Raw genomic sequence first — 23,736 nt, 5'->3', positions numbered from 1 at the left:
CAACTCAGCGTGTACACCAACCATATGCTTTGAAAAACCAAAAGATAAAGGATGAGGTGAAAAGGATGTTTGAAAAAGTGATTGAACCACGAGTTTCAGAAACGGACGGAGCAGGCCATATTAATAATACAACGATTCCAATTTGGTTTGAATCGGGGAGGGATGAAATCTTCCGTCTCTTTACTCCCGACCTATCATTTTCGAATTGGCGTTGCGTCATTATAAAGATGAACGTCGAGTATGTAAGTCAAATTTTTTATGGACGACCTGTGACGGTTCAAACCTGGATCTCTAGGGTTGGAAATTCTAGTTTTGAAGTATATGAGGAAATCCAACAAGATGGTAAGGTCTGTGCAAAAGGAAACGCAACTTATGTGAACTTTAACTTTGAAACGCAAAAGTCCGAGCCCATACCTGAAGAGATAAAGGGAGTAATGTCTGAGCATTTATATGAGGATAAATTAATTGAGACAGAATAGTAGAAGAATATTTTTAAAAGCTAAGTGTTCAGAATAAAAAACAAGAGGGGAGTTCCCTCTTGTTTTTTATATAAGTAGCTCACTTTGAATGCGAGGGCTTGTACTTGGAGTAGCAAGTAGAACAGGCTCGCTTTGAATGCGAGGGCTCGTACTTGGAGTAGCAAGTAGAACAGGCTCGCTTTGAATGCGAGGGCTTGTACTTGGAGTAGCAAGTAGAACAGGCTCGCTTTGAATGCGAGGGCTCGTACTTGGAGTAGCAAGTAGAACAGGCTCGCTTTGAATTCGAGGGCTCGTACTTGGAGTAGCAACATTAACAGGCTCACTTTGAATTCGCGGACTGGTACTTGGAGTGGTGATTTCATTTGTGGGAACAGTCAGTGCTATAGTGGAAACTAAGACTAATAAACCAATAATCTTTTTCATAATAAATTACTCCTTCATTACATTATTTGTTCACACACGTAAGGCATCAAGAACTACATTATTTACACCTATTTTTTTGAGTTCTATTAAAGGTAAATTACGGTAGTAGTAGTCACCAGCTTTTTTAAAGTGTGTAACTGATTCGAGAAAGTAGTCTTCACAATTCTTGATAAGTCCTTTGTAGTAATATTGAAAACCTAATTGAAAATTATTTGTAATATTAGTTTGGAGCTGTTCTAATAATTTTTCAGCTTGAGTGTACTCTTTATTTTTTATTAAATAATAAGCATATCCCTGAATTTCTTCCGGAGCATTATAAGGTGAAGTTCTACTAAAGTTTTCTTGTTTATTCCAATAACAGTGGGCGAAATTAAGACTTCTTTGGGAGTTGGTTAGTTCAACATGTTGCCCTAGCTTTTGAAAAAGTGCTTTTGATTCATTGAAATACATAATTGCAATATCATAGTTTATTAATGTATAAGAATTTGCTATGTTCCTAAGAGCTACACCTCTTGCTTTTTCAGTAACCGCATTATCTAGAATAATATTTCCATAATTCCTGCATTTCTCCAAATCATTTAGGTGTAAATATACAGCTTGCATTACTAGTCCTAACCTAGATATTAAAGACTTTTTAATATATCCATTAACTAGTTCTTCTATCTCAGCTTGGACTAATTCACTTAAAGTAGAAACCATTTCAAAATACTTTAAGTCATGATAGTTATATAGTTGAAAAATTTTACGAAGAGCATTTAACTCTTTCGCCTCAGATTTCATGTAAGTCAATTTATTCGTAGCCTCTATCAAACTCAAATTCCCTTTTACTACCTCTCGATCAATTCGGTACACTTCCGCCCAGGACTGACTTTCTTCATTATCACTAGTCAATAGTTTCTCGATTAATTCATCTAGCACATTAGTCATACTATTGTTTATTGCATATTCAAGTGCGGTTCGTGCTAAGTGAGAGTTGGGGTCTAGGTTAAGGATTGCCTGTTCAACATCATCTGCTGTAGAAAGATATTCTGCGATGTCTTGATTACTTTCAACCATTTCTATCAGCCCTTTTGATCTGTTTTTTTGGAATTATTCCACAAATTCAATATACCACCATGATTTTACAGAAGTCAATAAAGTAGAGAGACTTATTGGTATTTAATTTAGAAAATTCCATTAAGGTGAGTAAATAAGAATAAAATGATGAAAATGTTTCGACAATTAAATGAAGAATTTTAGCAAATTGTAACTAATTATAGAATACTATGTTAGAAGGATTGTCAGAAGAAAAATGGAAGTAGGGGACTATGGCACTTATTGTTTAAATGGAGCGTTATAGTACGATTTTCTTTTCTTGAGAGCTTTACTAGATTCCCTTATAGTGGAAAGACAAGCAGATGTAAGGGAGTGGTTGGATGTCTAGAAAAACCTTTGGATACGGCGGCATCGCGGTTGTTTTATTAATTATTATTGGTGCCTTAACAGGACTTACTTTTCATCAAAATAACGATAAGACGGCAGGAGTCTCTGAAAAACAAATAGAGGCTGCTTCTGTTGATGAAGCTGGAGAAGAAGTTAAAAATGAAGAGGGAGCTACGTCTGGGGAAGAAGTTACGAATGAAGAAAGTCAACAGATTGCTCATGAGGCGGAGATGGTTCAGTTGAGGCAGGTGGTTGCTGATTCGCATAGTACTTTAAATGTCGCTGTAGGGTGGCAAGGGCACCGAAACTTTTCATGGGCGGAGCGAACGAAAGATTTGAATAACCTTGTAAATACGAAAAGACCTTTACTCGAGGGCATTTCTGACAATGATATCGAACAAGACATTCTTAACGTTGTAGCCTGTATTGAAAAAGCAATAACAGAACAAGACGTTGAAGGGATCTTATTAGCCCATCGTATCATGCATGATTTAGACTATTATCTCAATGGGAACGAAGCGGATGGCATTTTATATCATGTAACGCATTATGGAACTGATCAAAATGTCCAGGAGTTATATTTGTATATTCATTAAATTTAAGTTCGATAGTTTACTAAGTATAGGCTGACTCTTGGATTTGCATTTCTTTAATTTGAAATTCTACCTGAGTCAGCCTATGTATAGCTGGTTTTTTGTTCTTGTATTAATCAACTATGATATAGGCAATCATAGGTCCGTTGTGATCTTTGTTTGCGTGGGCTGTACAGATCAGTCGATAAATCCCTTCTTCCGTAAAATGAAGGTCTAAGACTGTTTCCTCTCCTTTTTTTACCGTGCCTTTTACGTCAGTTCCCTCAATGATGAAAGGGTGTTCCTTTCCGTTAACTCCGTAAATTGTTAAACTTACCTTTTTGTCTTTTGGGACATAGATTGTGCCAGGGTCCCAGCGATAAGATTCAATGACCTTTCCATCGTCAGTTTTAGATTTTATTTCACTAGTCACCATATGAATTTCAAACTTTTCCGCTACAGTTTGTGATCCTGCTTCAGTTACCGCTCTCGAGTTGAAGATATACCAACTAAACCCGATAAAGAGCACGGCAATGGCAAGAAAAAACCACTTTTTTTTAATGATGATTAACATACAGATTGCCCCCTTTAAAATGTGTGCTTACTAGACTATATGAATGGGTAAGAGGGAACTTGTCTATTTTTTCACTTTATTAAGAAGTGTTAACGAGAAAATAATATACTGTTGACTTTGAGTAGTCTCAAAATCGAAATACCAGTTCTAACCCAAAGTCAACAGCACTCCTTGAAAGGATTACAATACGGAAGAAGCGACTAACATTTTTTGCAGCTTTAGACAATAGTCATGAGTGATATCGAAACGAGTGGGTGTGCTAATTGGTGCAAAGTAATCTAGTGTTTGTGTACTCTTATACCAATCGCTTTGATCTGAAAAGGAATGTGTTATATCCCCCCAAGCTTTTGTTAAAGGTGGGCTGTAGATACTTGCTTCTTTACTGTTACAAACTAATTGGGTGGCAGGGGGATTAGTTATATCTGCTTTTGAAAAAACATGGGGCCAGAAGTCATGTCTTGAGCCCGTGTGGTCTGTTGAATCAGCAAATGACGTAACATCGTTCGATAGTACATCAATCCCAAATAAAATAGAATAAAGGCTCTTTCCTATTTCTATTCTCTCGGCAACATTTGAGAAGTCTCGAACAGAAAATCCCGCCAATCTAACCTTATTGTCTTGATAGTGATATGGAAATAGAACTTGGGTAAATTGTAAAAATTCTTGAGCTTGAAAAAGGAGCGTGTTGAGTACATTTTCTTGAAAAAATGGGTTGTGAATGACGCGTTTCTCAATGTAATGCTGCTCATTAATGATAAGAGCAATCGTAAGAAATTGAGAGTTTTTTTCTGAGCTAAAAAGGTTCCAAACCGATTGCATGAATGCTGAAACGTTGAAGTAAGGCAGTAAATGAAATAGATTTTTATTTCGCTGCTTACCATGTTCATATAAGAGTAGTTGAGGAAAAGCATCATGAAAAATGTTAGCATTGGCCTTTTCTAGAAACATAAAAAAGTCCAGTTGCTGCTGATCTGAAAGAATGGAACGTAATAAGCTGCCCTTTAGGTCTGTCATATTCCATCCTCCATTACGGGAGACAAGGTGTGCAAGAAAAGCCCAATGAATTTCTGGGTTTCTTTTATAAAATTGAAGGTAAGCATTTGTTCGAGTGATGTTATTCTTGTTTAATTGTTTCGTTTTTTTCTTTATGTCATTAAGGAGGATCTTTTCATCAGTAGATAGAGAGGTTGACAGTGTATGAGTATTAGTTTGTAATTGATTTTTTAACTTCTCTAGAAGCGTGTTAGGTATTTGGATTTTTTTCCACTTAACGTTTGCTTTTGACTCATATTTATATTTTTTAAGTTTATTAGAGGTTAGAGATAACAAGTGCAAAGGTATTTCAGCAAGTTTTTTAAAAGGTTTTAACATCGCAAAGTCCTCCTCCATAAAGTATATGTATGAAGAAGGGGATGCGTTTTTCGTTTTTCTTTAAAAATACTTAAACTGCTTTTTTCAGTTGCTGCTTTGTTTTATTTGAAACGAGGCTGTGGACAATCATACCGAACATAATAATAAGTACTCCAGTTAATGCGACAGGGCTAGGAAAGGGAGAAGCGAGCCATAAAACGTCACCTAACATGACGAAAATGACTTGAGTAGACTGAGTAGCTTCAACTGCGCCAAGCTTTTCTGGTGAATGTCTAGCGAGGTCGGTCGCAAAAAAGAATAATGAAGTGGCGATGACACCAGAACATACAGCTACAATAAAAGTTTGTTGTACTTGGATGATACTTGGTGGTCCGACAGAAATGAAGCCATAGCCCGCTAATAGTAGCCAGAACGGTGTGCTTGCTATCGTCATTCCGAGTATTCGCTGAAAAGTATCTAAGCGACCGCTGCATACTTCCATCATTTTTCGATTTCCTAAGGGATAAGCAAAAGTTGCGATAATAACTGGGATAAACCCTAACAATAACAGTTCTAAACTTGAATGTTGAAATTGTGTACTTTGAATAAATAATATGCCGATAAAAATAATCGATGAAATAATCAGGGCTCGTTTTGGAATTGTATGCCTTACTCTTTGCAGTCCGTTAGAAGTTGTGATCATCGTTGAAAACAAAGGAGTAAGAAGCAACCCGGCTATAATTGTAAACTGCCATGTTCCAGCAATCAGCCAACTCGGACCGTATGCTGCTGCAAATGTAATAGGGACATAGAAAAGGACGAATCCTACAAAACTCCACAACACCCATATCCTAATATTCTCTTTCATTGTGATGAATAATTGCTTTAAATTATTTCTAAAGTAAACAATAAGTAAAAAGAAAGGCAACATGAAGAGAAAACGGAGGGACGCACTCCAAATCCAGCTTCCACCTGTTAATTCCATCGAGCGGTTCAAAATGAATGTAAAGGCGAAAAAGAAAGAAGAAAGTACCCCTAACACTATACTTTTCATAATTTCACCAACCTAATAGATAATAATATAACAAACGTATTGTATGCTATATTATACATAATGTTCAGAAAAAAGAAATGATGAATATGATATAATTTGATAATTCGAGTTCCTAAATAAATGCAAAAGTGAGGTTTTTTTATGTATAACTTATTAAAAACAATGACTTCATTACATGGGCCATGCGGCTATGAGCAACCCGTTACAAGATGGGTAAAAGAGACAGTCGAGGAATTAGTGGACGAGCTGCATGTTGACGGTCTTGGGAATGTCATTGCACGTAAAAGAGGGACAGCACCTGGTCCTAAAACGATTATTACAGCGCATATGGATGAGATTGGTTTTATCGTGAAAAAAATTGAAGAAAATGGTTTAATTCGTTTTGAAAAGTTAGGAGGTCATGATGATCGGATCCTGCTCGCTCAGAAAGTTCAACTGCGTACCAAAACAGGATTGCTTACTGGCGTTATCGGTACGATCTCTGCTCATTTTGCTAAATTTGATGATGCCCAAAAGGTGCGTAACCATAGACAGCTGTACATAGATATCGGCGCTTCATCGAAGGAAGCTGCTGAACAATTAGGAGTAGAGATTGGAAACCCCATTACATGGGCACCGTCTATGGAGTTTTTAGGAAATGAGCAGACGGGAAGGATTGTTGGTAAAGGCTTTGATGATCGAGCGGGGTGTGCCGTGATCATCCAAACGCTCAAAGAACTGCAAAAAACTGATTTTGCTGGTGAAGTTATTGCTATCTTTACAGTTCAAGAAGAAGTGGGTCTTCGAGGTGCTCAAGTTGCGGCAAGAAATGTAGAGGCTGATGTGGCAATTGCTCTTGATACGACAGCAGTTAGCGATACGCCGGAAGAAACGATGGATCAAACCCTTCATTTAGGGAAAGGAACTGGGGTGAAGGTGATTGATTTTAGCTTAATTGCTCACCCAGTTGTTAAGGAAAAGCTGCTTCACCTTGCGAAAGATAAAAACATTCGGTTTCAACACGAAGTATTTCCAGGGATTGGAACTGATGGAGGTGCAGTAAGTTTAGCGAATAAAGGAATTCCAACTGGAGTCCTATCGATCCCGTCACGCTATGCTCATTCTCCTGTAGAAGTAATTGATTTAGGTGATTTGGAAGCAACGAAAGAGTTGCTAAAAGAATTTATTCTATCATTAAAAGAGGAGACAAGTTTCTCTTTTATTTAATCATATCATCCCTGTTTAAGTGTCTTTCCCGCGAACATCGATACGGTGTATTAATCGTATTGATATTGTTCTTTCCCTGGGGAGGGCACTTTTTTTGTATAGGGTCTGTTTAAATTCTCCTCATGTTTCTACATGTAAAACATATATTTTGGATAAAAGCATGTTTATGAGAGGGGAATAAAATTTGTCAAACCGAGTATTAATAAGTCCGTGGGAAGAGCATTTGTTTTGGTTAGAAATCTTACAAGATCATGCTTTTTTTGTGAGGGACCATTTGTCCCCGAGTGAAACGCGCTGGGTACAATTAGCAGACGAATATATTCAAGCATTTGCAGGTGTTCTTAACCAACTGAATCAATTAGATCGACGCTTAACAGTTTCATCACCAGAAATGATTGAGTTCTCAAAGCTTGCTTACGACATATCAAGCCGTTATTATCAATTTGAGAGTTACATGCAACAGTTACGACTTCAAAATTTAGTAAATCTGAATTTAACACCAACATACTTAAATGGTACATTGAGTGAAAATCGAGAATATTTGCGAATCCTTAGTTATTATGTTCAAGGGCAGGATTATCCACCCCTTCCACTAGTTGACCTTCTCGATTTGTGGTTAGAAGATCAAGTGGGTCATTTGGTACTTTTGAGAAATATATTGGATCCCATTGAAGTTGGGCTTACGAGTCAAGCAGACCTCTACATTACCGTGTTTAGAGGATTTATATTGCAAAATTTTCATATTAAAGGCTTTTTAAAAGTGATGCCGCATGGATTACCCCGCTTGGATCGATTAGCACGAGAAGTTGGAGAAGCAACATTAGAAACGAATGAGTTTATAAGACAAGTGGTTGAAATGTATGAAGGCACAGAAGTGTTAACTCGAACAACGTTACGTTTTTTTGAACACCATTTTCCAGAAACATGTTATTTTATAAAACACCTAAGCCAATATGCTCCGGAGTTAACGGAAGAAGCGATGCAATGTTCATTATTAAAGCCGTCTTTTCCTGTAGGCGAATAAGTAAAATATAGTACCTCCATACATATATATGTATGGAGGTTTTTTATCGTTCTGAGCTTCTTGCATACATGATTATCCTCCATTTGGAAATAGTAGTACTACAGCGGAATATGGAGGTATTTTCCTTGAAGAGAAGAATTAAGAGACGCAACCAAGAAGTAAAAGACAGAAGTCTTCAAGATGAAAATTACTATGAGAAAACTGTTACTTTCATTAAAGAAGCTTTTTCCTATCCAGAAAACACTGATCTGACATGTAGGAACATAAGGTTAAGAGACATATATGTAGATGCAACGTTGTTTTTTGTTAACGGCATGGTGGACTTAGATGAAGTGCAACTTCATATCATTAAACCTTTACAAGAGATGAAAATCGTCTATGAACCAGAACAAGAGCTTGAACCATTTTTAATAGAAAATGTATTATCCATAAAAGAGGCAAAGGTAGTAAAGAACCAGAAAGAGTTACTTACGGCATTAATCGGTGGACAAACATTGCTGTTAATAAAAGGGATGAACAGCGCAATTTCTATTGCAACTACTTCGTTTGAACATCGAGGCATCGAGCATCCACAAACCGAAAATGTCATTAAAGGGCCAATGGAATCCTTTACAGAATCGGCTGCTGTTAACCGATCACTCATTCGAAAGCAATTAAAAAATGTGGATTTGGTTACGGAAGAAATGACAGTAGGAAATCATGCAGTGCAAACGGTTTCTGTTATGTATATTGGTTCTTTAGTCAATGAAGAGTTATTAGAAAATGTCCGTGACCGAATTGCTCAAATAGATGTTGATGCAGTTCAAGGTTTAGCTATACTTGAACAACATATTGAGGAAAGACCATACTCTTTAATACCTTCAACTTTGTATTCGGAACGTCCAGATCGAGCTTGTGCTTTTTTAAATGAAGGCCATATCGTCTTATTAATGGATAATTCTCCAGCCTGTTTAGTCCTACCGATTACGTTTTGGGGACTTTTTCACACAGCCGAGGATTATTATCACAGATGGGCTTTTGGCAATTTTATAAGACTAATTCGCTTGTTTTCATTATTCATTGCGTTATTAGTACCTTCGCTATATATTGCGATATCGAATTTTCATATTGAGATGTTTCCAACGGACTTATTATTGGCAATTGCAGCGACAAGAGAACGAGTTCCATTTCCAGCAATTGTCGAAGTCATTATGATGGAAATTTCATTTGAATTAATACGAGAAGCTGGTATTCGAATACCTACTCCAATAGGACCGACCATTGGGATTGTAGGTGCACTCATTTTAGGACAAGCTGCAGTAGAAGCCGGTATCATTAGCCCTATTCTTGTAATAGTCGTTGCGATAACGGGTTTAGCTTCGTTTGCAATTCCAGACATCAGTATGAACTTCACGATTCGAATTACACGTTTTATCATACTATTTTTTGCGGCGACCATGGGTTTTTTTGGGATAGGTATCTTTCTCGTTTTTGCGATTGCTTATGCGAATAATGCAAAGTCGTTTGGCGTCCCATTTTTCTCACCACTGGCACCGCACACTCGTTCTTCAAAGGATATGATCGTCAGACCGCCAGTATGGAAACAATGGTTACGTCCATTTTATGTATTCCCAAAAGAGAAAGTTAGAGGTACCGAACCGAGGGGGAAATGATATGCTTCAACCTGCAGATGGAAAGGTAGGTACAAGAGAACTTTTTGCTATATTTTTAATTTCAATAGGAATAAAGTTATCAGATGGTACACCTATGCTACTATTAGAAGCTGGAAAAAATGCAACTTGGGTTTTACCTATAGTAGCTGGAGGTATCATACTGGTACCGACTTTACTCATTTTGTCACTCTTAAAAAAATATAAAAATAAAAACCTGGTTGATATTATTTTTATCGTAACTGGCAAGTATATAGGATTTATCATTTGCCTGATTATCCTTTTCGCCATGATTTTTGCAAATGCATTAAATCAGCGAACAACAGTTAACATTATTAGTACAATGTTTTTTCCAACAACTCCTGTTGTTATCATTTTTCTGTTGTTAATTGGGAGTAGCTTCGCCGTTGCAAGAGTTGGAATAGAAGCTGTGGGAAGGACGGCATGGGTTGTTCTCCCCTATATTAAGGTTGTTTTATTTCTGTTATTTTTGCTGATTATCAATGAAATTCATTTTGAATTTTTATTTCCTATAGCTGGTCCTGGGTTGGACGTTTTAATAAAAGAGTCCTTTTCCTATCATACGATTTTTTTCGAATTTATTATGGTTGCGTTATTTTTCCCTTGGGTTAGAGATCATAAGAGTTATAAGACAGCAACATTATTAGCGGTTGGATTTATTGTGTTGGAAATGACCATCACTATGGCGTATTTTGTCATGCTGTTTGACTACCCACAAGTCGCACATGTTGCATATCCCTTTCAACAGCTAACAAAGATGCTTGAAGTAGGAACGATTGTCACGAGTTATGAGGGGTTTTTCTTAGGATTTTGGATTATGGCTGCAGTGGTAAGGTTCTCGATCTATTTATTACTTTCAGCATTTATCGTCTGTTCGATGTTTCAGTTAAAAGATTTCAAACCGATCTTGCTACCGCTAGCCTGTATTACTTTGTTGGTTGGATTAATTCCAGAAAATCAAACCGAAACCACTTTTTTTATGAGAGATGTGTTTTTGCTTCAATCGAGTTGGTATTTTGTAACGATGCTACCTATTCTTTTATGGATAACATATAAAGTAAAGGAACGATTCAATGTTTAAGCGCTTTCCTATTCTTATTTTATTAGTATTCACGGTAATGTTAGTGGGGTGTTGGGATCGACATGATTTGGAGGAGCTAGCATATATTATCGCAATTGGCATTGATAAAAGTGAAGATTTTGGGATGAGGATAACCTATCAAATCGCAAATCCAGAAGCCAGTGGAGTGAATAATGGTGCTACAGGTGAAGAAGCGTCCGATATTATTACGATAAATGCTCCAGATTTTATTTCTGCTCGTGACATGCTTGTTTCCTTTGTTTCAAGGGAAGCCAACTTTACGCATATGAAGGTATTAGTCGTTAGTGAAGAAATAGCAAGGGGAGAAGATCTTATTGATTATATTAAGCCTTCTGTGAGAGATCGGGAATTCGATCGGAAAATAACCTTTATTGTTTGTCGGGAGAAAGCTGCCGATTATTTGCGCAATAATGACCCGACTTTAGAAACAAGGCCGCATAAATTTTTTCAACTAATGACAGATCGCTGGGAAGAAACGGGATTAATCCCAGATTCGAGTTTAAATGAATATTTACACAGGCTCGAGGAAGATGCTGGGTTATTTTTGGCAACGTATAGTACCGGGGAAAAAGTGGAACCCAAAAAAAATGGGATGGAAGATGAGTATACAGCAGGGCAAATTGAGAAAAAAGGAGGAAATCCTGTTCAAACGATTGGCTCGGCAGTTATTAAGGAAGGGAAAATGATTGGAACATTGACGGGTGAAGAAACGAGGATTGCTATCGTATTACGACCTTATATTGAAGTAGGTACAATGGTCGTCACTTATGATGATCCACTCGCTGAAGGAAAACATATTACCGCGAGAGTTTATAACGAAGAGCGAACAAAGGTGAGCATAAATACCGATCAACAGTATCCGATTATCAATGTGGAAATACCTATTGTTTTAGAAATTCTGACGATCACTAGTCATATTGATTACATTCAAGATTTAGAAAAACAAGATTTACTTAAACGGCATATTGAGGAGAAATATCTTGAGGTGGCAGGTAAATTTATAAAAAAAACACAGGATCAATTTAAAGGGGACCCATTTCGGTGGTCACTTGTTGCGAGAAAAAACTTTCTTACTTTGCAAGAATACTGGAATTATGACTGGATGAATTCCTACCCGAATGCTGAAGTAAATCTGGATGTTAACGTTGAAATTAGAGAATACGGGAAACAACTCAGGCCGCCTAATATTGATTTGATTAAGGATTGAGATTATGGAGTGGATACTTATACCAATTTCATTCTTTTGTGCTTATTATACGATCATGTATGCTCGTTCTCTTTTTGACGATAAAGAACAGCGAGGGTTTGTCGTATTTCTAATTTTCTTATGCATTCCGCTAGTGGTCTTACCTATATGGTTATATATGCGAGTGTAGCCTTGAAATAAGGGATAATTGTAACCATAGAGATCATCCATATGGATAAACAAGTAGAAATTAATCCATATTATCAATATAAAAGATCGACGATAAAGGAGAACGATATGGATTATTTATCGAGAGAAGCGATACTAAATGAAATGAACGAGTCTTTAAGGCCCATTATGGAAAAGTACAATGTTAATGATATTGGGATTTTCGAGGAACAAGGTGAAGGTAATCATTATTATATAGGGTATACGATTCGTAAGGATGATGAAGTGTTTATGACACATACGCCATATGTAATCAATGATGAAGGTCTTCTTCGACCGGAAAAACAGGAGTGGGTTATAGAAACCGCTGAAGGTGATCTGAGAGGATTTTCTTCACTAGAAGAAGTGTTTGAAGAAATGGATAAAGGGTTGGAACATTAGGAAGTACCTTTTAAAAGAAGTTGGATTCACTATGAGTGAATCCACTTCTTTTTTCTTTTGCATTTGTTTTTAGAATTCATATACCAATATCTTCTAAATTAAATATATAATAAATAGAAATTGAATATTGATGGAGAGGGAATTGGATGAAGAGAGTAAAGATGATCGTGATGCTGATATTGAGTGGTGCAGCTGTTTTAGTATTTACCGTCTTTTCTGTTTCTGCAATTGTCTATTCGCCCGAATATATGATGAGAATTATGCTTTATAGAGAGTCAGATATTAACGACTATCTTGTCTTCAATGAAAAGCCAATAAAACAGAGTGAAGATACTTACTTTTATAACAAGACCGATAATCGTTCATTAGGAACGGAGCTTATTTCATATCCAATCAATGGTGTAACCGTGCAAAAAGAATTAGGTGATTTTCTTGAAGAAAATGAGACGACAGCGTTTATTGTTATTGCAGAAGATGAAGTGGTCTATGAGAAATACTTTAATGGTCATGAAAGAGATTCAATTAATACTTCATTTTCTGCAGCGAAATCTATTGTTTCCCTCTTAATCGGCATAGCCATTGATGAAGGTTTTATAAAAAGTAAGAACGATTCAATTTCAATATATATTGAGGAATTTCAAGGAACAGAATTCTCAGCAATTACAATTGATGATCTATTAACTATGAGGTCACCAATTAAATATAAAGAAGGGATGGCATGGATGGGGGATGATGCCAAAACATATTATATGCCTGATTTAAGAAGTTTGGCCTTGTTGCAGACAGAAGTTGACAGCACTAGGGGAGAAAGTTTTCACTACAATAATTATCATCCACTGTTGCTAGGAATTATTTTAGAACGATCTACTGGTATGTCAGTTACAGAATTCATGGAAGAAAAACTTTGGTCTAAACTTGGAACTGAGTTTGACGCATCATGGAGTTTAGACAGCAAAAAGAGTTCTTTTAAAAAAATGGAAAGCGGAATCAATGCACGTGCTATAGATTTTGCTAAAATAGGCAGCCTTGTTCTTCATAATGGATCATGGAACGGTCAAGAAATTATTAGTAAAGAATGGTTATCTCAGTCCATTTCAAAAGAGGAACCTAGAAGCGAAGACTACATCGGCTCATTCTTGGAAGGGAAAGATACTCAATATGGTTACATGTGGTACAGCGTTAGCAAAGATGAGGAAGTTGTGGATGTATATGCATTAGGTAAGTATGGACAGCTGATTTATATTTCCCCGCGATATAATACGGTAATTGTTCGGCATGGAAGCGGCACTGGAGAAGTCGAGTGGTGGCCGAATGTTTTGAGGCAGGTTATCGAAGAATTAAATGAATAATAATAGACTCTTGTGCCTATTTTGGCACAAGAGTTTTATGAAGTTCACCATTAATTATACAAGCTCAGGTACTTTTGTGTGTAACGGCGGAACAATTAACCAGCCCTTTTCCTTTTGCATTTTGAGAATGCGAAGTCCGTATTGTGCTTTTTCAACATGATACTTGCCTGCCATCATAGCAATGTCTTCACGAGTACTTTGGCCCATGATCTGACTAAGTGAAACGAGACCAGAAGCAATGTTCATGCTGATTGGGTTAGCGATTTCTGGATCGTTAAATCTCGCTCCAGCCGGTATATCTTCAATATTTGCTTTTGCACGTTCAGGCGGTGCTGGCGGAATAGCGATGCCATTATCTTTTAAAATCGCTTCAATTTCTTGAGCTTGCGGCTTCATTGCACCATTTATTTTGTCTTCGATAAATTTTCTGAGGTCGTCATCACCTGTATGATTGTAGAGTGTTTGATATTCAGCAAGGTGTGCATTTACTCCCGCTAAATACGCCCATAAACTAGAAACTTCCCCGTAGTGTAAAGGTTCGTCTTTTTGATTTCCACCTAAGATACCCATAAAAATCTCCTCCTTCAAGTTTGGTACCAAGCTATTATGATCCTATTTTCGTTTAAGCATGAAAGGGAAAAAATAAGTGATGTAGTAAATATATAAGTCACACTTTTGTCGAGCGGTAATGACACTAATGTCCTTCATAAAGGTGATGAAGGACCAAGCTGGGCACAACGGCATTAGAAAGGTCCTTCATAACCAACACGGAATTTACAATCCTTCCTAAATTTTTATAAACATTAACATTAACCTCATAGTCCATTTACATTAAACTGGTATATTGTCCAATGTAGGTACAGTAATCACCATGACATGATAAAGGAGATTAATATGCCAGATTTAAAAGCAATTGTACTTGATCTTGATGGTACTTTACTTAATAAAAGTGGAGTGGTATCTAAAAGGAATAAAGATTATTTATTAGAGCAAAAAGAAAAAGGTGTCAAAATTATTCTCGCTACTGGACGCCCAATTAATATGACTACTGCTATTCACGAACAGCTTAAGCTGAATACTCCGATGATTTGTCTAAATGGTGCAGTCGTGTATGATCGTGAAAATCAACAGGTTGTTAATGACGAACCAATTGGTAACCATTTAGTGGATGAAGTCTATGATAAGGTAACGGATCACGCAGAACTAATTATTAGTCATACATCAAAGTACAATTACCAAGTCCACAGCAAACAAGGGAACTCTCTCTTTGATATGTGGGGGTTGGCTAATGAAGATGTCGATAAAGACGAGCCTATACTAAAGGTTATGGTTGACTTTGAAAGTCAAAGGACAGCCCTTGATTTAGCTGACCAAATCAACCCGCAGTTACAAATCATTAATTGGGGTGCCAGTGTCGAGATCACCAAAAAGCCTGTAACCAAGTGGCATAGCTTAAAAAGGGTATTAGATCAATATGGAATTGACCCTCAAGAAACGGCTGCCTTTGGGGATGGTCCTAATGATATTGAAATGCTTAGAAATGTCGGCATTGGTGTAGCTATGGGGAATGGGTTAAGTGAGGTTAAGAGTGCAACAAAATTTATTACCGCCAGCCATGAAGAAGATGGTGTAACTGAGTTTTTATTTCAGTATCAAAAGAAAAGCCGTTTAACCATTTAACTAAATTGTAGGAAAGGAGCATCCACTGTGGAGCTCCTTTTTTTAGGTCTATTGATATATTAAAATAATGAAAAGTATCACTATTTCCGAAAGGTTTTTCTTGAATTTTACATAATGAGCGTTCCCTGTGGGGATAAATAACAAAGACCTCAAGTACAAAGGAGTTTGTCGCGAGTGTTTTGGAAATGGTATTTAAATAAAGTAAAAAAATCAGCTGGCCCCCAACCACATGATACAATTGCTGCTAATCCTAATACGAAACAAGTTATAAGTAGGGATGCAATTGCTCAGAGCTTACAAGATATAGATGACTTGGTCATGAAAGAGATCACAGTTGGTGATCAAACCGCGACCATAATCTATCTCGATTCACTCGTGGATACAACATTGCTTTATCAAGTTGTTTTTAACCCTATTGATGAAAAACAGACGGGCCAGGTCAAAGAGATATTTAAAGACTTCGAAACGTTTGAACAAGATGAGCTGCCAAACCTGCTGCATCATATATTGAGTGGCTTTACTGTGTTGTTATTTGAACGAGAAAACCTTGCTATAGCAATTGATACTTTTAATGTTCCCGAACGTTCCATTACAGCACCAGAAAATGAAACGACCGTTCTCGGACCTCAAGATTCCTTTGTAGAAAGTTTACAAACGAATCTTTCATTAATTAAACGAAGAATTCGCTCACCGTATTTAAAATCAAAGTCCATGTTATTAGGGACAGAAACCAAGAATACTGTGACTGTCTTATATTTAGATAATATAGCGAATGACGAAAATGTGAAACGTGTTTTATCCCGTTTGCAAAATATCGAGTACCATGGCTTTATTGGAATGCCTGTTCTCAAGCAAGCACTAGAAGATAAACCGTTATCGCCTTTTCCGCAATTCGGAATGACGATTCGTACCGATAATGTTATCAATGAATTATTGAATGGAAAAGTCATAGTAATGATGAATGGGAGTCCTGAAGCAGCTGTACTACCAGCTACTTTTTTTGAGTTGTTTATCACCCCAGAAGATTATTATAACCGGTGGACTACGGCTTCATTATTACGATCTTTGAGGTTAGCAGGATTTTTTATATCGATATTATTAACTTCATCTTATGTATCAGTTTTGACTTTTCATCCAGAAATGCTCCCGCAGCAATTATTGACCTTATTAGCAGAATCGCGATCACAAGTTCCGTTTCCACCAGTCATTGAAGTTCTCGTCATTGAACTAGTCATTGAAGTTCTTCGCGAAGCTGGTGCACGAATGCCGACCAAAATTGGGCAGACGATCGGGATCGTTGGCGGGATCGTAATTGGAACAGCAGCAGTAGAAGCTGGTCTTGCAAGTAATATTTTAATTGTACTAGTTGCTATTACTGCTCTATTATCATTTATTCCAGCGAATTTCATGATGAGTAATGCCATTCGATTTATTCGTTACTTATTTATTTTTGCAGCGGGTGCTCTTGGCATGTTTGGTCAAATGCTTACGTTAGCCTGGTTGTTTAATCATTTATCTAACTTAACTTCTCTTGGTTCACCTTTTATAACTCCAATCATTCCTAGAAAATGGTCGGATTTATTTAACAGCATTCTACGTGCACCTGGAAATTTTTTTATGCAGCGACCTGGAATATCTAGGGCGAAAAAAGATCTTGTTCGTCCATTAGACGAGGAGTAGTCGTATGGATAGAGGTAAGTTTAAAAAACTAAATGCTTATCACGTCGTATTTCTAGCGCAAAATACGATGGTTGGAATTTCATTATTTTCATTGCCGAATGATATTAGTCAAGCGGGATATAATTTGTGGCTCGTACCCATTTTGCTTGGAGTGCTTGCCAATCTAATGCTCATACCCATTATTTATTTGTGTAAGCAATATCCAAACGATTCGTTGTTTAATATCAATGAGAAACTTCTTGGCATTTTGATCGGGAAAGTCATGAACTTCATTTTGTTACTTTATGCATTAGTTGCCTTAACGTCTGTCAGTCAAAGGTATTTAAGGCTCGTTCAAACGGTAACCTTGCCAGAGTATACAATGACTTGGATCGGGGTTGTATTTTTTATTGTTCTAGTTTGCATTGTGAATGGGGGAATTAAATCGATTGCTCGTTTTTGTATGTTTGCGTTTTTTCTCACAGTTTGGTTGATTTACTACCTCAAATGGCCGATGCAATCTGGAAATTGGATACATGCGATACCCACCTTTGAGGTCAGTATGTTTGCATGGCTCCAGGCACTACATAGCGGTGCATCTGCGATGTTTGGCTTCGGACTTATCTTATTTTATTATCCATATATCATTAACCAAGAAAAAGCCTTTTTACATGTTTCCATTGGTATTTGGTTAGCCGTATTTTTTTATGTTGCTGTTTCTTTAGTGAGTGTCGTTTATTTTTCACCTTGGCAGTTAGATAATTTATTATTTCCCGTTCTTAATTTATTTCAAGCGGTTCAATTAGCTTTCATTGAACGTATTGAAACTTTCGGGACCGCTATATGGGTGTTTTTAGCATTATCAACAGCGTCTGCTTACCTTTGGGTTGCGAAAAAAGGGTTGGATGCCTTGGTTTCTAAACATAAAAATCGTACATGGCATTTGTATGTATGTGCCGCTATCGGCTTATTCTTATTTCTTGGCCCGATTCCATTTCATTTACAAACGGTGATTTATGACCAATGGGCTGTTTTCTATGGGTATGGAATTCATTTGCTCCCAATATTTTTACTTATCGTTCACTTCTTTAAGCGTGAAAAGGAGAAAGGGGTGTCTTTATGAAACTCTTTTTTTCAAGTCTATTGCTTGTTTTTTTAACAGGACTATTATTTGGTTGTGATGATCCAAACGTTAAACAGCCCGTCATTGAGGATCTTGGGATGATTGGTGTGATGGGGTTTGATTATGTTGATGATGAAAGGGTAAAAGTCAATATCTCCCTGCCCCAACCTCAACATGATGCTGAGGAACAAGTTCAAACCTTCTCAACGGTTGTGCGAATGCCGCATCAATCGGTTATGGACATCTCTACTTTAACAGAAAAAGTACTGTCCCCTCTTCAATTACGTGTTCTTTTATTTAGCGAGGAGTATGCAAGAAAAGTAGGATTATGGAAGGTACTTGAAAACTTATACCGTGATCCACAAGTAGGGACGAATATTTTTATTGCGGTTGTTAAAGGGACAACTGAAGAAGTGATTAAGCGTGACTATAGTGATAAACCCGAAATTAACGTCTATTTAAATGAATTATTAAAACCAAGAATAATGACTGCATTTAGTCCGTTTACAACGATTCATTACTTTATCAATAAAAGTACTGATGAAGTATCAGATCCTTCGGCACCGTACCTTGAAATCGTAAATGAAAATTCGTTAAAAATTACGAAGGTTGCCCTTTTTAGCGGCGATAAAATGGTGGGATTGCTAGATCCAGAAGAATCTAAATTAGTACAAGCAATGAAGAAAAGGAAAGGCTTACCTGATATATCCGTCTTGATTCCAGGGGCAAACGGTGAAGGCGAAGAAGAGATGGCGATTTTAAAATTTGTGGCGACCAAGTTTAGTGCAGAAGCTAATGGTGACTTGGAAAATCCCGAGTTATTTCTTCATTTTTATATTCGAGGAAGTATCGTTGATTATGACGGGACGAGAGATTTAGCCAGTTTAGAAGAAAGAAAAGAAATTGAAGAGAAGATTAGTGAGAGAATAGAAGACCGGGTGATTCATGCGGTTCGCGAGTTCCAAGAGCTAGGTGTCGATCCTGGTGGTTTTGGTGAATACTTCCGTGTGAAAGCACCAAGAGGATGGAGTAAGGAAAACTGGCAAGAGGTTTTTAAACAGACGGATATTACAGCGCATGTTGAAGTAAGGATTATTTCAACAGGGACGATCAGATAAATACAGAGTCTTTTTATAATCTAAGCAAAAAGTTCTGATATTTTAAGATGGAGATTAATCTTTTTACAATCGGGTATCTGATTAACACCAATACTTATGAGGTGATTATATGTTTTGGACGTTAATCGGTATACTTGTATTGTTATGGTTACTAGGGTTTTCTTTTGAAATAGCTGGCGGGATTATTCATTTACTTATTGTCATCGCATTGCTATTAGTTATTTTTAACTTGTTGACAGGAAGGAGAACCTAAAAAGGCTGACGTTTTGTCAGCCTCTTTAGCCCTATTCATGCACTAACCGTCACTATCTTAAAGCGGGTTACATTTTAAATTGATCCACAATGGTTTGTAACTCTTTTGCTAATTCATTTAGGTGTGTCATAGAAGCTGTAACTTCTTCCATCGAAGCCAGTTGTTCTTCTGATGCAGAAGCTATCGTTTGATAATCCGATGTTAAATTAATTGTTGATTGAAGAACATTTTCTGATTTATTTACTAGCTGTTGAGAAGCACTAGAAACTTCCCTTGATAGTGTAGATACTTGTTGAATTTGTTCTGATAACCCTTGGTTACTTTGGACAATTCCATAGAACGATGTTCCAGCCTTGTGTATTAAATTTCTTCCTTCATTCACTTCATTCATAACTTTATTCATCGATAGTACAGACTCACTGGCTCCGTCTTGCATTTGGTTGATGATGGAGATAACCTGTTTTGCAGCTTGAGATGATTGTTCAGCCAGTTTTCGAACTTCTTCAGCTACGACCGCAAATCCTTTGCCGGCTTCACCAGCCCTCGAAGCTTCGATCGCTGCATTTAAGGCTAATAAGTTTGTCTGGTTAGAAATTCCCGTTATGATATTAATAATGCTACTTACTTCTTGTGCATGTTTATTTAATTGTTCGATATCATTTGAAGATGTCTCCACGACACGATTAACTTCATTCATCTGCTCAATCGATTGTTCGATCAGGTTTTCTCCTGAAGAAGCTTCGTTCAGTGCATTGGTTGAAAGTTCAATTACGGATGAGAAGACTTGGTCCATTTCACTGACATCCTGAGACATTTGCTTCAACGAAGAAATGGTATCTAGTGTCATTTGATTATTGTCATCAGCAGTTACTGCTACTTTTTGGATAGCCTCCGTAATTTGATTGGTTGCAGTTGCGGTTTGCTCAGCACTCGCTGTGACTTGTTCTGAGAAGGACGCTACTTTCTCACTATTCTCTCTCACATTAAATACAATTCCTTTTAGATTTTGAACCATGTGATCAATAGATCTTGATAACGAGCTAACCTCATCTTTACCATCATGAGTTATCGTTTCTACCATTAAATTGCCTTGACTAAGTTCTGTAGCAACGTCGTTTGATTTTTTAATGAGTAAGATTTTTTTTCTAATAAAAATAAATGTAATTGCCGCTCCTACAGTTGTAGAAAGGAGAACGATTAGAACGATAATATATTTCAATGCTTCAAGAGATTCGTAAAATTCTTCTGTGTATGCTCCTATTCCAATCATCCAGTCCCAAGGTTCAAAATAAACTAAATAAGCAATTTTTTCCCGAGGAGTAGTTTCGTTTGGGTTGAGCCAATCGTAGATATAAAAACGATCATTTGCGTTTTCAAGTTTTGATGTTTTGACTAAGTTTTGTATTAAGTAATTTCCTTGTGCGTCTTGAAGGTTTGTTAAGTCAGCACCTTCTAGTCCGTTAGGGTGGATTTGCGCGATATGCTGACTATCATATCCAAAGATATAGCCATCATTTTTGTATACAAATGATGATTGTGTATAGTCTCTTATTTTCTCCTCAACATTTGAAAAAGGGCCGCTAATATGCTGCCGAGCTATGTTTTGAGCCTCTTCCAAAGATAAGTTTCCTTGGTTCACTTGATCATTTAATAATTGGATAGAGTCTAATGCAGTTTCAGTAATATCATGAAGGTGCAGCTTTCCCCCTTCGATAAGTTCTTGTTTGGCGTAAAAGTAACTAGTGAGACCAATTGTGCTACTCACTAGCAGTAGCGAAGCAATAACTAATGCAAGAAATTTAAACGTAAGTCCTTGTAAAAAATTAGAATTCGAGTTGTGCTCCATCTTGATGTGCTCCTTTTCTATGTAGGTACGAATTGTAGTAGTGTGTAGTTCCTTTTAACTACAAACCACCTAATAATATATTACTACATTTAAGATATCAGATCATCTGATAATAAGCTTTATGTGTGAAGAAATATTTAATAATTGGGTTTCTATTCATTAGTTTTTATTGTGAACAAAGTAAAGGATCATTAGGTGAGGTAGTTACCTTAGAAAATGGTTCTTAATAATTTTGGTAAGATGGTTTGTAGCAAATAATAAGCAAAAAACTTGTCAATCTTTTTATTTATGAAAAACGTGCTTTTTCGTAAATTTTCATATTGCTTCAGGACATCTATCTAAGTATAATTTTCTTGTTTATATAACTTTAATTATATTTGGAATGGGGAGTAGGAATTGACGACGTTAAGAATTTTATTCGTCTATAATTGGGTACCTGATGAGGAAAGAACAGAGGCATTTAGAGAATGCGCATCTACTAAGACAGTACAACGATTAACATCAGTTTTTCAATCTTATCAAATGGAAGTAATTCCTCTTAATCTATTTAGTAAGGAACAATTAACAGAAGCAGTTCAGGTGAACCAACCAGATTTAGCTTTTGTAATTGCAGAAGGTTTTCTGGATGAACCAGAAACTTTGTATGATGGATCAGGTGCATTAAGTATTCGAGCGGTACTTGAAGGGTTAGGTGTACCGTACTCACATTCCGATGTCCAAGCGATGGAAGCTTGCCGTAATAAAGATATTACGTATGAAAAGCTGGGACAAAAAGAAATTGCTATTCCTCGTTTCTTTGTTTTTAGTGAAATTCAAGATGATAACGATAATATGGATCGAGTGGAATATGTCGTAGGATATCCAATGTTCCTTAAGCCATGTGGCGGCGGGTGCAGCATTGGGATTGACGAGAAATCCATTGTTAGAAATCGCAGCGAATTATTATCTAAGTTACAGCAATTACGGGAGATGATTGGTGATCAGCCGATCCTTGCTGAAACGTACTTACCGGGCCGAGAATATACGGTTGGTGTGATCGGGAACGGTGTACTGAACGTTCTGCCAGTCATTGCTTTTCCTGAAGCTTTTAATGTTCGCAGTCAAGAAGTAAAGATGGTCGAGCATCAGTCTCGCAGTGAATTTGAGATTATTCCTGTTGCATCTCCAGTGGGTGCTAAAATAAAAGACACGGCTATGCAAGTTTTTCAAGCACTTGGAGCACGCGATTTAATTCGTTTAGACTTGCGAGAAGGTGAAGATGGTCGAGTATATGTGATAGATGTGAATGGAACTCCTTCATTGTCATTAACCGGCTCTTTAGCTTTTATGGCGGAAAATAGCGCGGTAGATTATCCAGAGTTTATCGCATATTTCTTATTCGTCACGCTGACAAGGTATGGTTTACCGATAAATGATCAGTTAAATGAAAATGCTGTGAGAGTGAATACGTATTTACAAGGGATTTTTGAAAATCAAATAGCGTAGTACAGTGCAGTAATGGTGAAGTATTGAGGCTGATCTTCGGATAAGAGCTTGAGCGATTGGAATAAAACATTAAATTAACATACAAAATAGAGGTTAAAATCAATGACGATTTTAACCTCTATTTATTTTATGGTTTAGAAGCATTTGGCTTTTTTTCTGGAGTTTAAGTCGGCTGTTGCAAAAGGCGGAAGCGTACTCCAGGGGCCCTTATTTGTGTCAAAAACACTGTTTTCTACAGTTTAAGGCACTCAGACGCTCTTATTAATTGAAAAAACAGACGGATTCACCAGATTTGATGAAGATAAGGGCCTCTCAGTGCTCTAATAGTTGTAAGAGTATGAATTTTAAGGAAATAGAGGCCGGTGTGGACTTATGTCAAGAAAGTGGACACCTAAATAACGAATTTTAGTTTTTCCATATTATTAAAACAGTAGGCCCTTCTTCACTTTTTAAAAGCATAGATGATGCCGTGGATGCATCAAGCCCAACCCGCTTGACCCAACCACTCTATCATCTGGTTGGTGGTTAGGTGAAGAAGGAGCCTAACTGCCT

At 37.0% G+C, this 23,736-nt stretch carries 23 protein-coding genes; 16 read left to right on the top strand and 7 right to left on the bottom strand.

Translation table 11 applies throughout. The annotated features are described in order from the left end of the window. Window positions 1-65 precede the first annotated feature (65 nt). Entirely contained in the window at window positions 66-479 is a 414-nt protein-coding gene (locus tag N7Z68_RS18875) for an acyl-CoA thioesterase (protein WP_275120036.1), read from the top strand. Between the two features lie 66 nt (window positions 480-545). Here the strand turns inward: N7Z68_RS18875 and N7Z68_RS18870 are convergent, their stop codons facing one another. Beyond that, window positions 546-902: a hypothetical protein gene (locus N7Z68_RS18870; RefSeq protein ID WP_275120035.1), complete on the bottom strand. Its 357-nt coding sequence runs from the start codon at window positions 900-902 to the stop codon at window positions 546-548. A 30-nt stretch (window positions 903-932) separates the two neighbouring features. After that, window positions 933-1,958 carry an AimR family lysis-lysogeny pheromone receptor gene (locus tag N7Z68_RS18865; protein ID WP_275120034.1) on the bottom strand — a complete coding sequence of 342 codons (1,026 nt, stop codon included), beginning with the start codon at window positions 1,956-1,958 and terminating at the stop codon, window positions 933-935. 359 nt (window positions 1,959-2,317) lie between these two features. On the opposite strand from N7Z68_RS18865, the gene N7Z68_RS18860 reads away from it, so the two are divergent. Further along, window positions 2,318-2,920, top strand: a complete 603-nt coding sequence (locus N7Z68_RS18860; RefSeq protein WP_275120033.1) for a hypothetical protein — start codon at window positions 2,318-2,320, stop codon at window positions 2,918-2,920. A gap of 109 nt (window positions 2,921-3,029) precedes the next feature. Here the strand turns inward: N7Z68_RS18860 and N7Z68_RS18855 are convergent, their stop codons facing one another. The 3 genes from N7Z68_RS18855 to N7Z68_RS18845 all read right to left on the bottom strand — a co-directional run bounded on the left by N7Z68_RS18855 (window position 3,030) and on the right by N7Z68_RS18845 (window position 5,874). Next, on the bottom strand, window positions 3,030-3,470 hold the full coding sequence (locus tag N7Z68_RS18855; RefSeq protein WP_275120032.1) for a cupredoxin domain-containing protein: 441 nt from the start codon (window positions 3,468-3,470) through the stop codon (window positions 3,030-3,032). 180 nt (window positions 3,471-3,650) lie between these two features. Next, window positions 3,651-4,841, bottom strand: coding sequence for a DUF2515 domain-containing protein (locus tag N7Z68_RS18850; RefSeq protein WP_275120030.1), 1,191 nt, complete (start codon window positions 4,839-4,841; stop codon window positions 3,651-3,653). Window positions 4,842-4,911: 70 nt separating this feature from the next. Next, window positions 4,912-5,874, bottom strand: a complete 963-nt coding sequence (locus N7Z68_RS18845; protein ID WP_275120029.1) for a DMT family transporter — start codon at window positions 5,872-5,874, stop codon at window positions 4,912-4,914. Between the two features lie 141 nt (window positions 5,875-6,015). Here N7Z68_RS18845 and N7Z68_RS18840 point away from each other — a divergent pair, with 141 nt between their 5' ends. From N7Z68_RS18840 to N7Z68_RS18805, 8 genes are all read left to right on the top strand, one after another. Next, window positions 6,016-7,080: a M42 family metallopeptidase gene (locus N7Z68_RS18840; RefSeq protein WP_275120028.1), complete on the top strand. Its 1,065-nt coding sequence runs from the start codon at window positions 6,016-6,018 to the stop codon at window positions 7,078-7,080. Window positions 7,081-7,264: 184 nt separating this feature from the next. Further along, window positions 7,265-8,104 (top strand): DUF2935 domain-containing protein, encoded by an 840-nt coding sequence (locus tag N7Z68_RS18835; protein WP_275120027.1) that lies wholly within the window; start codon window positions 7,265-7,267, stop codon window positions 8,102-8,104. A 125-nt stretch (window positions 8,105-8,229) separates the two neighbouring features. Beyond that, window positions 8,230-9,756: a spore germination protein gene (locus N7Z68_RS18830; protein ID WP_275120026.1), complete on the top strand. Its 1,527-nt coding sequence runs from the start codon at window positions 8,230-8,232 to the stop codon at window positions 9,754-9,756. 1 nt (window position 9,757) lies between these two features. Further along, a complete protein-coding gene (locus N7Z68_RS18825; RefSeq protein ID WP_275120025.1) occupies window positions 9,758-10,855 on the top strand; it encodes a GerAB/ArcD/ProY family transporter in 1,098 nt (365 codons plus the stop codon). Beyond that, window positions 10,848-12,083 (top strand): Ger(x)C family spore germination protein, encoded by a 1,236-nt coding sequence (locus N7Z68_RS18820; protein WP_275120024.1) that lies wholly within the window; start codon window positions 10,848-10,850, stop codon window positions 12,081-12,083. Before N7Z68_RS18825 ends, N7Z68_RS18820 begins: the two co-directional genes overlap by 8 nt. 4 nt (window positions 12,084-12,087) lie before the next feature. After that, window positions 12,088-12,252 (top strand): hypothetical protein, encoded by a 165-nt coding sequence (locus N7Z68_RS18815; RefSeq protein WP_275120023.1) that lies wholly within the window; start codon window positions 12,088-12,090, stop codon window positions 12,250-12,252. Window positions 12,253-12,293: 41 nt separating this feature from the next. Beyond that, the gene (locus tag N7Z68_RS18810) at window positions 12,294-12,671 is read left to right on the top strand and encodes a DUF5634 family protein (protein ID WP_275120022.1); all 378 of its coding nucleotides are present in this window, start codon (window positions 12,294-12,296) and stop codon (window positions 12,669-12,671) included. A 146-nt stretch (window positions 12,672-12,817) separates the two neighbouring features. Beyond that, window positions 12,818-14,020, top strand: a complete 1,203-nt coding sequence (locus N7Z68_RS18805) for a serine hydrolase domain-containing protein (protein WP_275120020.1) — start codon at window positions 12,818-12,820, stop codon at window positions 14,018-14,020. A gap of 54 nt (window positions 14,021-14,074) precedes the next feature. On the opposite strand, the gene N7Z68_RS18800 is transcribed toward N7Z68_RS18805, so the two are convergent. Beyond that, entirely contained in the window at window positions 14,075-14,590 is a 516-nt protein-coding gene (locus N7Z68_RS18800; RefSeq protein WP_275120019.1) for a DUF3231 family protein, read from the bottom strand. A 324-nt stretch (window positions 14,591-14,914) separates the two neighbouring features. On the opposite strand from N7Z68_RS18800, the gene N7Z68_RS18795 reads away from it, so the two are divergent. The 5 genes from N7Z68_RS18795 to N7Z68_RS18775 all read left to right on the top strand — a co-directional run bounded on the left by N7Z68_RS18795 (window position 14,915) and on the right by N7Z68_RS18775 (window position 19,853). Further along, window positions 14,915-15,700, top strand: coding sequence for a Cof-type HAD-IIB family hydrolase (locus N7Z68_RS18795; protein WP_275120018.1), 786 nt, complete (start codon window positions 14,915-14,917; stop codon window positions 15,698-15,700). 174 nt (window positions 15,701-15,874) lie between these two features. Next, on the top strand, window positions 15,875-17,380 hold the full coding sequence (locus N7Z68_RS18790; protein ID WP_275120017.1) for a spore germination protein: 1,506 nt from the start codon (window positions 15,875-15,877) through the stop codon (window positions 17,378-17,380). A gap of 4 nt (window positions 17,381-17,384) precedes the next feature. Continuing rightward, complete coding sequence (locus N7Z68_RS18785; RefSeq protein WP_275120016.1) at window positions 17,385-18,482, top strand: GerAB/ArcD/ProY family transporter; 1,098 nt, start codon at window positions 17,385-17,387, stop codon at window positions 18,480-18,482. Continuing rightward, window positions 18,479-19,600, top strand: a complete 1,122-nt coding sequence (locus N7Z68_RS18780; protein WP_275120015.1) for a Ger(x)C family spore germination protein — start codon at window positions 18,479-18,481, stop codon at window positions 19,598-19,600. Before N7Z68_RS18785 ends, N7Z68_RS18780 begins: the two co-directional genes overlap by 4 nt. Window positions 19,601-19,709: 109 nt before the next feature. Beyond that, window positions 19,710-19,853 (top strand): lmo0937 family membrane protein, encoded by a 144-nt coding sequence (locus N7Z68_RS18775; RefSeq protein ID WP_275120014.1) that lies wholly within the window; start codon window positions 19,710-19,712, stop codon window positions 19,851-19,853. Window positions 19,854-19,920: 67 nt separating this feature from the next. On the opposite strand, the gene N7Z68_RS18770 is transcribed toward N7Z68_RS18775, so the two are convergent. Continuing rightward, window positions 19,921-21,699, bottom strand: coding sequence for a methyl-accepting chemotaxis protein (locus tag N7Z68_RS18770; protein WP_275120013.1), 1,779 nt, complete (start codon window positions 21,697-21,699; stop codon window positions 19,921-19,923). Window positions 21,700-22,095: 396 nt separating this feature from the next. Between N7Z68_RS18770 and N7Z68_RS18765 the strand changes: the two genes are divergently transcribed. Then, complete coding sequence (locus N7Z68_RS18765; RefSeq protein ID WP_275120012.1) at window positions 22,096-23,184, top strand: D-alanine--D-alanine ligase family protein; 1,089 nt, start codon at window positions 22,096-22,098, stop codon at window positions 23,182-23,184. The last annotated feature ends 552 nt before the right edge of the window (window positions 23,185-23,736 follow it).

Source organism: Alkalihalobacterium chitinilyticum, from assembly GCF_029028005.1.
Lineage (GTDB): Bacteria > Bacillota > Bacilli > Bacillales > Bacillaceae_F > Alkalihalobacterium > Alkalihalobacterium chitinilyticum.
This window is presented reverse-complemented; position numbering and strand designations above follow the sequence as displayed.

Excerpts from the sequence above, each read along its gene's own strand:
- N7Z68_RS18860 (WP_275120033.1), top strand. The coding sequence starts at position 2,318 with ATGTCTAGAAAAACCTTTGGATACGGCGGCATCGCGGTTGTTTTATTA.
- N7Z68_RS18875 (WP_275120036.1), top strand. The coding sequence starts at position 66 with ATGTTTGAAAAAGTGATTGAACCACGAGTTTCAGAAACGGACGGAGCA.
- N7Z68_RS18845 (WP_275120029.1), bottom strand. The coding sequence starts at position 5,874 with ATGAAAAGTATAGTGTTAGGGGTACTTTCTTCTTTCTTTTTCGCCTTT.
- N7Z68_RS18785 (WP_275120016.1), top strand. The coding sequence starts at position 17,385 with ATGGATAGAGGTAAGTTTAAAAAACTAAATGCTTATCACGTCGTATTT.
- N7Z68_RS18780 (WP_275120015.1), top strand. The coding sequence starts at position 18,479 with ATGAAACTCTTTTTTTCAAGTCTATTGCTTGTTTTTTTAACAGGACTA.
- N7Z68_RS18850 (WP_275120030.1), bottom strand. The coding sequence starts at position 4,841 with ATGTTAAAACCTTTTAAAAAACTTGCTGAAATACCTTTGCACTTGTTA.
- N7Z68_RS18840 (WP_275120028.1), top strand. The coding sequence starts at position 6,016 with ATGTATAACTTATTAAAAACAATGACTTCATTACATGGGCCATGCGGC.
- N7Z68_RS18820 (WP_275120024.1), top strand. The coding sequence starts at position 10,848 with ATGTTTAAGCGCTTTCCTATTCTTATTTTATTAGTATTCACGGTAATG.
- N7Z68_RS18865 (WP_275120034.1), bottom strand. The coding sequence starts at position 1,958 with ATGGTTGAAAGTAATCAAGACATCGCAGAATATCTTTCTACAGCAGAT.
- N7Z68_RS18805 (WP_275120020.1), top strand. The coding sequence starts at position 12,818 with ATGAAGAGAGTAAAGATGATCGTGATGCTGATATTGAGTGGTGCAGCT.
- N7Z68_RS18825 (WP_275120025.1), top strand. The coding sequence starts at position 9,758 with ATGCTTCAACCTGCAGATGGAAAGGTAGGTACAAGAGAACTTTTTGCT.
- N7Z68_RS18815 (WP_275120023.1), top strand. The coding sequence starts at position 12,088 with ATGGAGTGGATACTTATACCAATTTCATTCTTTTGTGCTTATTATACG.
- N7Z68_RS18775 (WP_275120014.1), top strand. The coding sequence starts at position 19,710 with ATGTTTTGGACGTTAATCGGTATACTTGTATTGTTATGGTTACTAGGG.
- N7Z68_RS18870 (WP_275120035.1), bottom strand. The coding sequence starts at position 902 with ATGAAAAAGATTATTGGTTTATTAGTCTTAGTTTCCACTATAGCACTG.
- N7Z68_RS18855 (WP_275120032.1), bottom strand. The coding sequence starts at position 3,470 with ATGTTAATCATCATTAAAAAAAAGTGGTTTTTTCTTGCCATTGCCGTG.
- N7Z68_RS18795 (WP_275120018.1), top strand. The coding sequence starts at position 14,915 with ATGCCAGATTTAAAAGCAATTGTACTTGATCTTGATGGTACTTTACTT.
- N7Z68_RS18810 (WP_275120022.1), top strand. The coding sequence starts at position 12,294 with ATGGATAAACAAGTAGAAATTAATCCATATTATCAATATAAAAGATCG.
- N7Z68_RS18770 (WP_275120013.1), bottom strand. The coding sequence starts at position 21,699 with ATGGAGCACAACTCGAATTCTAATTTTTTACAAGGACTTACGTTTAAA.
- N7Z68_RS18800 (WP_275120019.1), bottom strand. The coding sequence starts at position 14,590 with ATGGGTATCTTAGGTGGAAATCAAAAAGACGAACCTTTACACTACGGG.